Source organism: Pseudoalteromonas shioyasakiensis, assembly GCF_022398475.1.
GTDB lineage: Bacteria > Pseudomonadota > Gammaproteobacteria > Enterobacterales > Alteromonadaceae > Pseudoalteromonas.
The window spans coordinates 1-12,433 of record NZ_JAKEVM010000128.1 but is presented as its reverse complement, the minus strand read 5'-3'; the positions used below and the strand labels follow the sequence as shown (position 1 = coordinate 12,433).

At 42.2% G+C, this 12,433-nt stretch carries 13 protein-coding genes and 1 pseudogene; 3 read left to right on the top strand and 11 right to left on the bottom strand.

From position 1 onward, the window contains the following. Positions 1 to 242 precede the first annotated feature (242 nt). On the top strand, positions 243 to 587 hold the full coding sequence (locus L1D51_RS17335) for an Hpt domain-containing protein (RefSeq protein ID WP_058584795.1): 345 nt from the start codon (positions 243 to 245) through the stop codon (positions 585 to 587). A gap of 93 nt (positions 588 to 680) precedes the next feature. Next, entirely contained in the window at positions 681 to 1,898 is a 1,218-nt protein-coding gene (locus L1D51_RS17330; protein WP_239964334.1) for a pyridoxal phosphate-dependent aminotransferase, read from the top strand. A 25-nt stretch (positions 1,899 to 1,923) separates the two neighbouring features. On the opposite strand, the gene L1D51_RS17325 is transcribed toward L1D51_RS17330, so the two are convergent. The 4 genes from L1D51_RS17325 to L1D51_RS17310 are packed head-to-tail and all read right to left on the bottom strand — an operon-like array spanning position 1,924 to position 4,824. Beyond that, on the bottom strand, positions 1,924 to 2,391 hold the full coding sequence (locus tag L1D51_RS17325; protein WP_055021127.1) for an outer membrane lipoprotein: 468 nt from the start codon (positions 2,389 to 2,391) through the stop codon (positions 1,924 to 1,926). 12 nt (positions 2,392 to 2,403) lie between these two features. Next, positions 2,404 to 3,015, bottom strand: coding sequence for a penicillin-binding protein activator LpoB (gene lpoB / locus L1D51_RS17320; RefSeq protein WP_055021126.1), 612 nt, complete (start codon positions 3,013 to 3,015; stop codon positions 2,404 to 2,406). A gap of 10 nt (positions 3,016 to 3,025) precedes the next feature. Further along, a complete protein-coding gene (locus tag L1D51_RS17315; RefSeq protein ID WP_054552954.1) occupies positions 3,026 to 3,451 on the bottom strand; it encodes a YcfL family putative periplasmic lipoprotein in 426 nt (141 codons plus the stop codon). 8 nt (positions 3,452 to 3,459) lie between these two features. Next, positions 3,460 to 4,824, bottom strand: a complete 1,365-nt coding sequence (locus L1D51_RS17310) for a COG3014 family protein (protein ID WP_239964333.1) — start codon at positions 4,822 to 4,824, stop codon at positions 3,460 to 3,462. Positions 4,825 to 4,958: 134 nt separating this feature from the next. On the opposite strand from L1D51_RS17310, the gene L1D51_RS17305 reads away from it, so the two are divergent. After that, positions 4,959 to 5,831 carry a DMT family transporter gene (locus L1D51_RS17305; RefSeq protein ID WP_239964331.1) on the top strand — a complete coding sequence of 291 codons (873 nt, stop codon included), beginning with the start codon at positions 4,959 to 4,961 and terminating at the stop codon, positions 5,829 to 5,831. A 1-nt stretch (position 5,832) separates the two neighbouring features. Here L1D51_RS17305 and L1D51_RS17300 read toward each other — a convergent pair whose 3' ends face one another. From L1D51_RS17300 to L1D51_RS17270, 7 genes and pseudogenes are all read right to left on the bottom strand, one after another. Then, positions 5,833 to 6,513, bottom strand: coding sequence for a M15 family metallopeptidase (locus L1D51_RS17300; RefSeq protein WP_239964328.1), 681 nt, complete (start codon positions 6,511 to 6,513; stop codon positions 5,833 to 5,835). Beyond that, complete coding sequence (gene dapE / locus L1D51_RS17295) at positions 6,510 to 7,640, bottom strand: succinyl-diaminopimelate desuccinylase (RefSeq protein WP_138615759.1); 1,131 nt, start codon at positions 7,638 to 7,640, stop codon at positions 6,510 to 6,512. Before dapE ends, L1D51_RS17300 begins: the two co-directional genes overlap by 4 nt. Continuing rightward, positions 7,640 to 7,984, bottom strand: a complete 345-nt coding sequence (locus L1D51_RS17290; protein WP_054561266.1) for an ArsC family reductase — start codon at positions 7,982 to 7,984, stop codon at positions 7,640 to 7,642. The genes dapE and L1D51_RS17290 overlap by 1 nt, the downstream gene beginning before the upstream one ends. Before the next feature lie 5 nt (positions 7,985 to 7,989). After that, the gene (locus L1D51_RS17285; RefSeq protein ID WP_054561267.1) at positions 7,990 to 8,487 is read right to left on the bottom strand and encodes a PTS glucose transporter subunit IIA; all 498 of its coding nucleotides are present in this window, start codon (positions 8,485 to 8,487) and stop codon (positions 7,990 to 7,992) included. 3 nt (positions 8,488 to 8,490) lie between these two features. After that, positions 8,491 to 8,883, bottom strand: coding sequence for an ACT domain-containing protein (locus tag L1D51_RS17280; RefSeq protein ID WP_239964326.1), 393 nt, complete (start codon positions 8,881 to 8,883; stop codon positions 8,491 to 8,493). Positions 8,884 to 9,092: 209 nt separating this feature from the next. Beyond that, positions 9,093 to 11,249: a phosphate acetyltransferase gene (gene pta, locus L1D51_RS17275; protein ID WP_239964325.1), complete on the bottom strand. Its 2,157-nt coding sequence runs from the start codon at positions 11,247 to 11,249 to the stop codon at positions 9,093 to 9,095. A gap of 614 nt (positions 11,250 to 11,863) precedes the next feature. Further along, a pseudogene (locus L1D51_RS17270) lies at positions 11,864 to 12,184 on the bottom strand (DDE-type integrase/transposase/recombinase); the annotation flags it as partial. Positions 12,185 to 12,433: the final 249 nt, after the last annotated feature.

The following is a 12,433-nucleotide window of genomic DNA, read 5'->3' as shown; positions in this document are numbered from 1 at the left end:
TCACTAGGGTGGCGTAATATAATGATTTTTAGTTTATTATTGATTATGCTTATTGAATCACATAAACAGGTTTTAACTGAAAAGCCACAATGTGAGCACAATTCTCTAGCCATACGAACTCAGGTGTAAATCAAAACTATACCTAGTATACATGAGCTTAACTCGCAAAGCAGGTTTGCTTTTTAGCTATGAACGGCTAAAGTTGCGATTTATATAATTACGTTTTTGATTAAGGGATAAAGATGACGACAATCACAATTGATGAGAGTGCACTGGAAGGGATGGAATCACTTTTAGGTGACCAATTTGCCGACACCTTGACCTTTTGTTGTAGTGAATTTCAGCGTTTAGGCTCTGAAGTACTTGCAAATCTTGGTTCAGATAACGAAGCAGCTGCAAGGCATGCACACAGTTTAAAATCAAATGCAGCTCAATTTGGTGCTGCAAGTTTATCATCGCTTGCGCAAGAAATTGAACTGACCTTGAACCAAGGTGATGTAGCCACTGCACAAGAAAAATCACAAACCCTTGATGAACAAGTTTCAGGTTCTGTAGAAAAATTACAAGCTTGGTTCGCTACTCGCTAAAAACTTGAATTTATTTCAGTTATAACCGCAATAATCCTCTGGCGTGGTGGCCCCTTACTGGGTTAGTCTTAAGGCTAATTAGTAGAGGTAACCATGTCACAAATCAAAAAGAGTCACAAACTAGACGGTGTCTGTTATGACATACGTGGGCCTGTGCTTGCACAAGCTCGAAAAATGGAAGACGAAGGGCAAAAAGTATTAAAGCTAAACATTGGCAACCCAGCTGCCTTTGGCTTTGATATGCCTGAAGATATGCACAAAGATATCATTCGTAACTTATATTCAGCCCAAGGCTACTGTGACTCTAAAGGCCTCTACTCAGCCCGTGTGGCTGTCTATCAACACTATCAGCAACGCGGATTATTTAATCTTGATGTCGATAATATTTATATCGGCAATGGGGTCAGCGAATTAATTCAAATGACCACACAAGCATTACTTGATAATGACGATGAAGTGCTTATTCCTGCACCGGATTATCCGCTATGGACTGCATCGGTTAAATTAGCAGGGGGTAACCCTGTGCATTATCTATGTGATGAAGAACAAGATTGGTTCCCTGATATTGCTGATATTAAATCGAAGATCACCACAAAGACCAAAGCGTTGGTGCTTATAAACCCGAATAACCCAACAGGGGCGGTGTATAGTGATGATCTGTTGATGGAACTTATCAATATTGCTCGCGAGCACAAGTTATTGTTACTGAGCGATGAAATTTACGAGAAAATCTTGTATGACGGTGTCAGCCACAGCTCGATTGGTGCGCTGTGTGATGATGTGCCAATTATCACCTTTAATGGCCTAGCAAAAACGTACCGCGCTGCGGGATTGCGTATGGGCTGGATGGTGTTAAGCGGTCGTACTAGCATGATGGACGACTTAAGCCGTGGCCTAGATATGCTGGCATCAATGCGCTTATGTGCCAATGTGCCTGCTCAGTATGCTATTCAACAAGCTTTAGGCGGTGTGCAGTCAATCGATAACTTGATAAACCCTGGTGGTCGACTGTACGTTCAGCGTGATATTGCATGGCGTGGCTTAAATGCCATTGATGGTATTAGCTGTAAAAAGCCTAAAGGGGCGCTTTACGCTTTTGCGAAAGTGGATACGGCGCACTTTAACATTAAAGATGATGAGCGCATGATTTTAGATTTACTCAAAGCTGAGAAAATCTTATTAGTGCATGGTCGCGCATTTAATTGGCCTGATCATGATCATTTCAGATTGGTATTTTTACCAAACAAAGATGATTTAACAGAAGCCATGAGCAAGATGCAGCGATTCTTTGCTGATTATCGACAAAGCTAAATAAAGCGAGCCGAGGCTCGCTTTTTTAATAAGCTTTATCAACACGCACCGTGTTATCGGTGAGGTACACCAAACGTACTTTATCACCTTGGTTGAACAGCATTTGGTTGTCTTTATCTTGCACAACCATAAATTGTTCGCCGCTTTCTACTTTGATCATCAATTCAACGAGCTGATACTGTATAACGCGACTGTTTTGTTGGCGGTTGTGGGCAACAGAGCCACCAATCATTGAGCCTAAAATGGTTGCTACAGTACGGCCACTGCCGCCACCAAACTGGTTACCGATAACGCCGCCAATAAGCGCACCACCAAACGTTTCCCAGCCGTTGGTTTTATCTCTGACCAGTTCTTGTTCAGTAATGGTTCGCACTGACTGTACTGAGCCAAACAACACCTGTTGTACAGGTACTGCTTTGTTACGCTGATAGTCAGCATAACTTGGCGAGCTCAGTAATAAACAGCTTGCTAGGATTGCTACTAGGTATTTCATAACCCCTCCTGACTACCAGCCAAAAGTTGATTTCTCACGTGTTTTACGGATTTCAGTTTCATCAGCCCACTCAACTAGGCCGCTTTTTAAATCCATTAAACGCATAGTGAATTTATAATACACATCAGCCTTGTCAGCATTTGATTTAACAATGCTCGATAAGTTGCCGTATAACATATATTGCGCACCAACTTGCTGGCCAAAAGCAATAGCGGTATTTGGGTTTACAAGTGGGTCAACGTTTTGGAAGTTAAGTTGCTCGCGCACAGCTTCAACGCGGGTCATATCAACAAAGCGGAACTTACCACTGCGTAATAACTGTGTTGAGATTGAATCAGTAATTGATTCAGTATCAATGTGCTCGCTCGTTTTGTTTTTAATACGCTCAACAAACACGATAGGGCGGGTATTTGCTGTCATGGTACCAACCACAGGTGAAGCAAGTAACGAGTCTGTCATTTGGCTTGCTACTTTTTGTAGATCCGTTGAACCAAAGTTGATATCTGTAGTTTCTACGGCTTGCGCATCACCATAGCTAACAACGGCTTTGTTAGCACAACCAGACAGCAACAAAGCGCTTGTTATTGCAACGGCCGCAGCCGACTTAACAGAAAGTAATTTCATTGTAGTATCCTTAATCTTCAAATTCTTGTGCTTCTGTTGACACTTCACGCACTGCAAGCGAGAAGGTGACAGCATTTGCTGTCGGGGCTAGGCCCGGTAATTGGGTCTTAGCAAATCCAAATAATGTAATAGGTTGCCAAGGTGAGTGGTTGCCGCGAATAACAAAGCCATCAGCGTCATACCAAGTAAATTGATACTGTAAGTATTGAGACTTTTTATACTGGCTTGCCAGTGTCACAACAACATCCGTTAAGCCATTTGTTTGGCGTGTTTTTACATCTGTAATGGCTAATTTCTTGCCAAGTTCAGGGTTATTAACAATCAGTTGTTGGTTATACTGTTGTGATGCCTGCTCAACACCAATGCCAGAAGTGGTAGGGCGTGAGGAGCAAGCCGCAACAAGTAAAATGGTTAATAGTGGCACTAAGTATTTCATCATTGCTCCTAGAGTTGTACGACATGTGTGTCGTAGTAGTTATTTATAGAGGTTAGAAAAATCAAGGTTAACCCTTGCTTACTGACCGTAAAGTCTATTTCGCTATGCCCTGGCACGGTTAAAGCGTGCTGACCTGCTGGCATCGCGTGCTGAGCAATACTCAGCTGACTAGGTAAAGTCGACCAGCTTCGCGTATCAGCCTGCTCTGATGCAATGTTATAAATATTCGCTAAAATATTACCGACATCGCCGCCGCTTCTTGCCAATTCTGCACGCATCTTTTCTTTCGCAACCAAACGCATAACTTGGCGGGTTATTCTGCCAGCACTTTGATCTTTTAACGTCTTTGCTGCCAACGCTTCAAGCCTAACAATGGGCGTCAGTGGCAAATTTTCACCACCAAGACTCACTGTTTTATCACTGCCCGCATAGGGCGCATCGCGATAAACTGGCATGGCAATACTGTAAAAGCGTGCATCACCACGGGAGGTATAAATGGGTAACCGTAAATGAAACTCTTGCCTTGCTGGTATCAAACCTTGCTCTGCAATTACAATTACTTGGCCCGTGTTTGCTTGAGTCAGCTTTAGCTTGCCAAAGCGTTTGCTAAATTCTTCAAAGTCCTGATCAAACCCTTGTTTTTTGGCAAGGCGTAACACTGCTTGCTGTAAGTAACTATTTTCGCTATTTATTTCGAGTGCTTTCTTATAATCGATATAGGCATCATCAAACTGTTTATCCGCCTCATAAAGCAGACCAGACAAATAAAACGTAAAGGCATTTTGAAAGCCATTTTTAACGTTGCCAATTAACTCGGCCATATCAGGGTAGCCTTCGGCTGCCTGTTCCGCTTGTTCATCAAGTACAGCTTGGTTGTCTTTTAGTGCATCTTCTTGCACTTTATTAGCACGCCTAACTTCAACTAATGCAGATTCAAGTTGCTTATCAAATACATAACTCAGTGCTTTGTAGCTATGCAGCATGGTCATTTCATAAGCTGCTGGCTCATAACCAATCACTGAGTCATTGGTTAATAATGAATTTGTTTGCTCAAGGCCAGCACTTAGCTGTACTTTGGCTGCTTGACGCTTTTTTTCCATATTTTGATAAACAGCTTCAAAGGTCTCATTGGCCTCGGAATTTTGTTTAGCCAAAAACTCAAGACGGGCCGTTTCAAGCTGATTTAACAAATAGTTACTATGGCCGCGGCTGTTACTTGGCAAAAGTTGCTGCGCACTTGCTATGTTATTTTGAGAAACAGCTTGGCGCACAGGTCTTAGCTGCGTCGCATAATCTTGGAATAGATCAGTAATACCTATGGTACTGCAACCAGATAACAGTAGAGCAGCTCCAATAAATAAACGTCGATGCACTGAACACTCCTTTTAAACAATGTACTGAGATTAGCATACGCGGCTTAACCTTCTATGATAAATTATGTAAAAAATCGTAAGTTAATTGTCTAATTTTAGGTCTTATCTTTTTTAAAACCAAAAGGATAACTCATTTGTTAAGCACCATACTGTATACCTTGATTGCACTTTGTGCGTTTGCAGCTAACTCTTTGCTGTGCCGAATGGCATTACAAAGTGGTGATATAGATCCGTTAAGTTTTACTGCCATTCGCTTAGCAAGTGGAGCGTTTATGTTACTAGGCTTACTTTTATGGCAAACAAAGCTAAAGCAAACAAAATCACAATCAGCTAAACCTTTAACCGATAAAGGTAACAATATCAGTGCCCTTAGTTTATTTGTTTACGCGCTGTGCTTTTCAGTTGCCTATGTTGATTTAAACACAGGCACAGGCGCACTTATCTTATTTTCGGCAGTACAATTAACCATGATAGGCCATAGTGTTTTAAATAAAGAACCACTCAGTAAAGTGCAGTGGGGGGCTTTGTTTGTTGCTTTCGCGGGTTTTATTTACTTAATGCTGCCCTCAGCCACAGTGCCTTCTTTCATGCCTGCAATGCTCATGGCGTTAAGTGGCGTGGCGTGGGGTGTTTACAGTATTCGCGGTAAATCATGCAGCTCACCTTTGCAAGCAACCAGCTTTAACTTTCTAAGAAGTTTAATACTTGTGCCAATTTTAGTCTTTGTAGCTGTGGTTGATTGGCAAGGTATTACTGCGAGTGGGGTTTATTTGGCGATAGCTTCAGGAGCGCTTGCATCCGGGCTTGGTTATAGCATTTGGTACATTGCACTACCTAGGCTTAAAAGTAGCCAAGCAGGTGTGGTGCAGCTAACCGTGCCTGTGCTTGCCACATTAGCTGGGGTGGTGGTCTTAGATGAGCAATTAACAACGCGTTTAGTTGTAGCCAGCGCCTTAATTCTTGGCGCTGTACTGGTGTTTTTAATGGCTAAAAAGCGCAGTGTTTAGATTATGGTGTATTAATATTTAATACGTAGCGTTCATACAGAGTGTTAAGCTCGGCTAGTATCGCTTGTTTGCCACTCAGCTCACTTTGTTCAATACATCGCTGTAATGTTGCAACTGACAAATACTCCATCATCTTAGCAGATACAGCGATATGGCTGATATGCCAAGGCTCAGGGGCAACCCCACCTTTGTACTCTTGATAAGGGCGATGAAAACCATACTTCTCTAGGTTATCGTCAAGCCATGCAGCAAGCTTGGCAAAGGGCCCTGTGGCTGAATACTCATCAGGCGTTAATTGCAGCTGGTAATCATCGTCAATAGGGCGGGTATCGTAAATGTCGAGGTCGGTACCAAAGTGGTGTCTGCTTGCCCCCGGGAGTGCTGAGTAAAGCATAATAGCGTGGCACTTTTCAGTATCACTTAGACTTTCTAAATCTACCGTTTGTTGCTTTAGGGTGTAAACCGGTCGAAGGCCCTGAAATTTAGCATTCCAAATAGCACTTTGACGATGAAAATCGCGAAAGCTAGAGGCAATTGTTAGATCAATACCTGCTTCTTTTGCTCCTTGCTGCAGAGCTAAAAAATCATTAACAATATCACGATGCAAGCGGTGATTTTGTAGCTCAACTAAATGTGTGCTACTTAACCCCGTGGCGCATTGTTTAAGCTCGGTTTGGTTCATGTAAGCAGTTGCTCTAAAATGACTTCGTAAATATCAGCAAGTTGAATTAAATCATCCGTGCTAACACATTCATCTACTTTATGAATGGTTTCATTACGTGGACCAAGCTCAATGACTTTGGCGCCCGTTTGCGCGATAAAGCGACCATCAGAAGTACCGCCGGTGGTTTCAAGCGCGGTGTCGCGTCCAGTCACCTGCTTAATAGCGTGCACGGTGGCATCAACTAACGGACCATGATCGGTTAAAAACGGCAGTCCATTGACAATCCAATTTAGCTCGTAATTCAGGTTGTGTTTCTCAACAATATCAACCACTCGCTGCTGTAGCTGTTGGTGAGTTACTTCAGTGCTAAAACGAAAGTTAAATTGAATTTCAAGCTCACCTGGAATCACATTACCGGCACCAGTGCCACCGTTAATATTCGAAACCTGAAAGCTCGTTGCAGGGAAAAATTCGTTACCTTGATCCCACTCGGTTTGACTCAGCTCAGTTAATGCAGGAGCTGCTAAGTGAATCGGGTTTTGCGCTAAATGCGGGTAAGCAACATGGCCTTGCACACCTTTCACGGTTAAAAAGCCAGTTAATGAACCGCGACGTCCATTTTTTACCACATCGCCAAGCACATCTCGTGAAGAGGGTTCGCCAACTAGGCATAAATCAATCTTTTCGCCTCGTGCTTCAAGAGTATCGATAACACGGGTTGTGCCGTTGATAAACGGGCCTTCTTCATCAGACGTAATTAAAAACGAAATTGACCCTTTATGATCTGGGTGCTTAGCCACAAAACGCTCGGTGGCAACTACCATGGCAGCCAGTGAACCTTTCATATCGGCTGCGCCGCGACCATGTAACATGCCGTCTTTTACCAGTGCAGAAAAAGGTGGGTGCTGCCAATTTTTTGCAGGACCTGTTGGTACAACATCTGTGTGACCAGCAAAACAAAAATGCGGTGACGCATCTCCCTTACGAGCCCAAGTATTCAAGGTATCAGTGAAAAACAGTGATTCAATATTAAAGCCTAGTTTTTCAAGGCGTTCGTTCATTAACGCTTGGCAACCAGCATCTTCAGGCGTTACTGATTCACGCTGAATAAGCGCTTGAGCAAGTTCAATAACAGGGTGAGTCATTAGGCAAAAATCTCATCGTATTGAGCTGCTTTAAAACCCAAGTGGTATTGTCCGTTGTGCACAAGTACCGGGCGCTTGATCATAGCAGGTTGCTCAACCAGCAATGCTAATGCAGATTCTTTATCTAGGTTTTGCTTTTGCTCATCAGATAATTGACGGTAAGTTGTGCCGCGTTTATTAACTAAATCTTGCCAATCAATGTGCGCTGCAAACTCATTAACTAGCTCAGCACTAATGCCGTCTTTACGGTAATCATGGAAAGTAAATTCTTGATTGTTATCAGTTAAATATTTCTTGGCTTTTTTGATTGTATCGCAATTGCTGATACCGTACATGATAGTCATAAATTCTACTTTTTCGTTACAGTGAGTAATGTGTCTACCCCAGCAGTGACCTGAGATAGTGAATAATATAGGGGGCCAAGGTGTTGGCTATTGAGAACGCACAGTGTGCCAAGCATAGGGCTGCTCAGCTCGCGTAAATCAAAATAGGCTAATCGTTCACCTTTGCTAATTTTACTGCCATTTAATTTAGCAATATTGGTGTGGTTGATATGTTCTTCAACCGATGAAAACGATAAGTTTAATAAAACTTTTAAACCGTTTTTTGCCTGTAAAATGTATTCTTTACCGGCATTTTTAACTTGTAATAGGGTGCCATCGAATGGCGCGATGATGTTGTGGCTAGTTAGTTCAACACTAATCCCAGGGCCAAGGGTAGCAAAACGAAAAAATGGCTCAGGGTGTTCGCTAATGCTTTTTACACGCCCAGTAAATGGGCTTTTAATGGCCATGCAGCGTGCTTTTCTGAGGCTGCGTTCGGGTAAGTATTGGACTTCGTTAGTCATGGCTTATTTAACATCACCTAGCACATGGTAACCGTCTTTTTTCAGGGCTGTAATAGCTTTGGCCATACTTTGCTTTTTCACCAATACATAATCTGTATCGTAGGTTGATAAAGCAAAAATCGAGATCGACGCTTTTGCTAACACGCCAGAAATATTCGCCATAATACCAGTTAACGAAAATCCAAGTGGGCCAATGACTTCAAGTGCTTGCCAGTCGGTTTCTTGATCAAGACTGTCGAGTTGGAAACTACTAGGGCAGACAATAGACAGTTCATCAGCCGTTTTTGCAATAAAGAAAATAGCTTGTTGGAGTAAGGCAGGGTCAATCGTTGCATCGACATCTAAACTATGAATGGTAAGTTCTTTACTATGAAGTTGTAACGTTTGTTTTGACATCTGCGATCCTATCTTTGAAGCCTTTGAATTTATAGTATAGGTAAACAAAGTTAAGATAAAGCGCAATAATTTTGATTGCTGAGGTTTTACTCAATATCGCTGTTGAGGTTGTCCACAGATTCTGTGGATAAATATGGGAATAGGTCAGTATAAAGAAGTTAATAGGCTAATTTATAAGGGTTTTATAAATTAGCCTAAATTTTGAAGGGTTAATTTTCTAAGCTTTCAACTTGCTTAGCTTGAATCGCTGTAAGAGCAATGGTGTAAACAATATCGTCTACTAATGCACCACGACTCAAGTCATTTACCGGCTTACGCATACCTTGCAGCATTGGGCCAATACTAATTAAATCGGCACTACGTTGTACGGCTTTATAGGTTGTATTACCCGTATTTAAATCAGGGAATACAAACACTGTTGCTTTACCTGCAACCGGGCTGTCTGGTGCTTTCTTAAGTGCTACGTTTTCCATAATTGCAGCGTCGTACTGAAGCGGGCCATCAATTACTAAATCAGGGCGCTTTTGCTGGGCAAGCTTAGTGGCTTCACGCACTTTTTCTACGTCAGCGCCTGAACCCGAAGTACCCGTACTGTAGCTGATCATTGCAACACGAGGTTCAATACCAAACGCAGCCGCTGAATCCGCTGATTGAATCGCGATATCGGCCAGTTGCTCTGCCGTTGGGTCTGGGTTGATAGCACAGTCACCGTATACCAGAACTTGATCAGGTAACAACATAAAGAAGACTGATGATACCAACGATGAACCCGGTGCAGTTTTAATTAACTGTAGCGGTGGGCGAATCGTATTCGCTGTAGTGTTAACAGCACCCGACACAAGGCCATCTACTTTGCCTTGCTCAAGCATCATCGTGCCGAGTACAACATTATCAAGTAGTTGTTCTTGAGCAACCACTTCTGTTAAACCTTTGTTTTTACGAATTTCGACCATAGGCGCAACGTAGTCGTTGATCACATCACCTGGCTCAACAATGGTTACGTTATCGTTAAGCTCAACACCCTGTTGCTCAGCAATTCGTAAAATCTCTTCTTTGTCACCAAGTAGGATTGTTTTTGCAATGCCACGTTGACCACAAATTGCTGCGGCTTTAATCGTGCGCGGCTCATTACCTTCAGGTAAAACAACCGTTTTCTTCGCTTGACGGGCTTTATCTGTTAGTAAGAAGCGAAACGCTGGCGGAGACATTTTACGAGTTCGGCCAACACTTTGTGCAAGGCTGTCTAACCAGTCAGAATCAATGTTACTAGCGTTGTGATCTTTTACTTTATCAATACGCTGGTCATCATCGCACGGTACTTCCATATTGAAGTTGTGCAGTAATAAAGACGTGCGCCATGTATCTTCTTGTGTTGCCAGGATTGGCAGGCCGGTATTCATAGCTTGTTCGCATAATTTCATGATGCGATCTTCAGGTTTAAAGCCACCGGTTAATAAAATAGCCCCAAGCTTGGTACCATTCATAGCCGATAAACAAGCGGCAACGAGTACATCAGAGCGATCGCCCGGAGTTACCAGTAATGCACCTGGGGTAAAGTGGCTTAAAATATTCGATACAGTACGAGCACAGAAAGTAACGCGACGTAAACGACGATGAGCCATGTCGCCTTCGTTAATAACTTCGGCCTTTAGGTATTCACATAAATCACGCACACGCGGCGCTACTAGGTCGAAATCCCACGGGATTGAACCTAATAATTTAAATGGGTGCTTTCTGAAAATAGGCAGTGATGCTAAACGGTTTAATTCGTTTTCAAGTTGCTCAGGCTCATGGGATTCAACAAGGTCTGCACGGGCGCGACCTTCGTCATCTAAAGGTGCATTAACTTTATTGAAAATACAACCTAGCACGCGAGGGTGGTTAACACCGCCATAGTTGCCTGAGGCGATTTCTAAACGGTCTTCAATTTGGTCGTTGCTATCGTTACTAGGCGTTAAAACAAAAACAATATCAGCACCCAGAGTTTGCGCGATTTCACGGTTTACACGGCCTGCGTAAGGCTGACGACGTGTTGGCACCATACCTTCGATAATTGCAATTTCGTCTTCTTTAATGGTGTTTTCAAAGCGCTCTACGATTTCTTCAAGTAAGTCGTCGCCTTTACCATCACCAATCATTTGTTCTGCATAGCTCAAATCGAAGGGAGTAGGCGGATTAATTGGCGAGCCATGAGTAACAATTTGCGTCGACTTTTCAGGGCCTGTATCGCCAGAGCGCGGCTGTGCAATTGGTTTGAAAAAGTTTACTTTAAGCGCCTTTTGTTCAAGCGCACGCACTAGACCAACAGAAACAGATGTTAAACCAACCCCTGTCGAAATAGGGATCAACATAATTCTACGTGCCATTTACTTAACCCTCCTTTGCAATGCGGGCTGCATCGTTAGCAATAACCCATTCTTCGTCGGGTGAATACCTTTTTTAAGACGTATTATTTTATCAACCATTAAACTTTCTAACTTTAGTGAATCTAGTTCCATTTTAACACTTATTAAAGCTATGGATACTTGATCTAAATGAAAAAGAAGTCTTATCTTCTTATTCTCGAGTTAGTGTAGATAACAAATGAGGCTTCAACAGCCATCAAATGGAAATAGCTAGAGCTTTGTAAGGCGTCATAGTGGCTATGTCTTAGGAGAAACATTTACCGATGCATAAATTCTACATATTATGGTATTAACCTAGTTAGGGCTTCTGGGTTATCAAGCCTTATTGCCGCTTGTAATAAGGGAATAATTTGAAAAGTAAGCTCATTAATAATAGAAGTGCCTGACCGTTTATCTCGCTTAGGTATAAAAGATAGGATTTAATTATTTGTTGTGGTCAACTAATTTCGGCCAGTGAATTAAGTTTTTCTTCTACTATAGTAGGGCAACCATTTGATTATGGCATTATGGCATTATGGCCTTCGCCAGTTATAATAATTCATCAATTAACTACTATAACCTAATGAGGAAACTCATTTGGTTTTTAAACTTATAAATAGGCTCTCCATTGGCGCTGTGGCCCAATAATTTCCTCGGCGACTCATACTTTGCTCTATCCGGTAACGCCACAGTCTTTGTTGAAACCATCTTGCCTTGGCCTGAATGAAACATCAGTCAAATTGATTTGCCTCGTTGTTTGTATGCTCTATCTAATGCATTAATAACTAGGTCAGTGTCAGGCTTATCAGGCATTACCCAGCCAACCACACGACGAGCAATTAAATCGATATTAACAGCCAAATAAAACCATTTTTTCCTGTCTAAATATAGGTGATATCCCCACACGAAATTTGATTTGCGCTATTCTTGTAATTGCATAACCCAACTTCAGAGGGCTGTTTCACTGACCTATAGTGAACTAGCAGCTTCTGGAAATAAGTATACATCATCAAGGACTAATTTTGCTGAATTAAGTTCAAACTCTAGAGAAAAAGAGCGACGTTATTTTGTCAAAGAACACCTCTTTTTGAGTGGTAATAGTACCACCTAAATTATTATTCGGGTTCATTGAAGCACAACATCCTGCCTCTAAGAATATTTACAAT

Excerpts from the sequence above, each read along its gene's own strand:
- L1D51_RS17335 (WP_058584795.1), top strand. The coding sequence starts at position 243 with ATGACGACAATCACAATTGATGAGAGTGCACTGGAAGGGATGGAATCA.
- L1D51_RS17330 (WP_239964334.1), top strand. The coding sequence starts at position 681 with ATGTCACAAATCAAAAAGAGTCACAAACTAGACGGTGTCTGTTATGAC.
- L1D51_RS17325 (WP_055021127.1), bottom strand. The coding sequence starts at position 2,391 with ATGAAATACCTAGTAGCAATCCTAGCAAGCTGTTTATTACTGAGCTCG.
- lpoB (WP_055021126.1), bottom strand. The coding sequence starts at position 3,015 with ATGAAATTACTTTCTGTTAAGTCGGCTGCGGCCGTTGCAATAACAAGC.
- L1D51_RS17315 (WP_054552954.1), bottom strand. The coding sequence starts at position 3,451 with ATGAAATACTTAGTGCCACTATTAACCATTTTACTTGTTGCGGCTTGC.
- L1D51_RS17300 (WP_239964328.1), bottom strand. The coding sequence starts at position 6,513 with ATGAACCAAACCGAGCTTAAACAATGCGCCACGGGGTTAAGTAGCACA.
- dapE (WP_138615759.1), bottom strand. The coding sequence starts at position 7,640 with ATGACTCACCCTGTTATTGAACTTGCTCAAGCGCTTATTCAGCGTGAA.
- L1D51_RS17290 (WP_054561266.1), bottom strand. The coding sequence starts at position 7,984 with ATGACTATCATGTACGGTATCAGCAATTGCGATACAATCAAAAAAGCC.
- L1D51_RS17285 (WP_054561267.1), bottom strand. The coding sequence starts at position 8,487 with ATGACTAACGAAGTCCAATACTTACCCGAACGCAGCCTCAGAAAAGCA.
- L1D51_RS17280 (WP_239964326.1), bottom strand. The coding sequence starts at position 8,883 with ATGTCAAAACAAACGTTACAACTTCATAGTAAAGAACTTACCATTCAT.
- pta (WP_239964325.1), bottom strand. The coding sequence starts at position 11,249 with ATGGCACGTAGAATTATGTTGATCCCTATTTCGACAGGGGTTGGTTTA.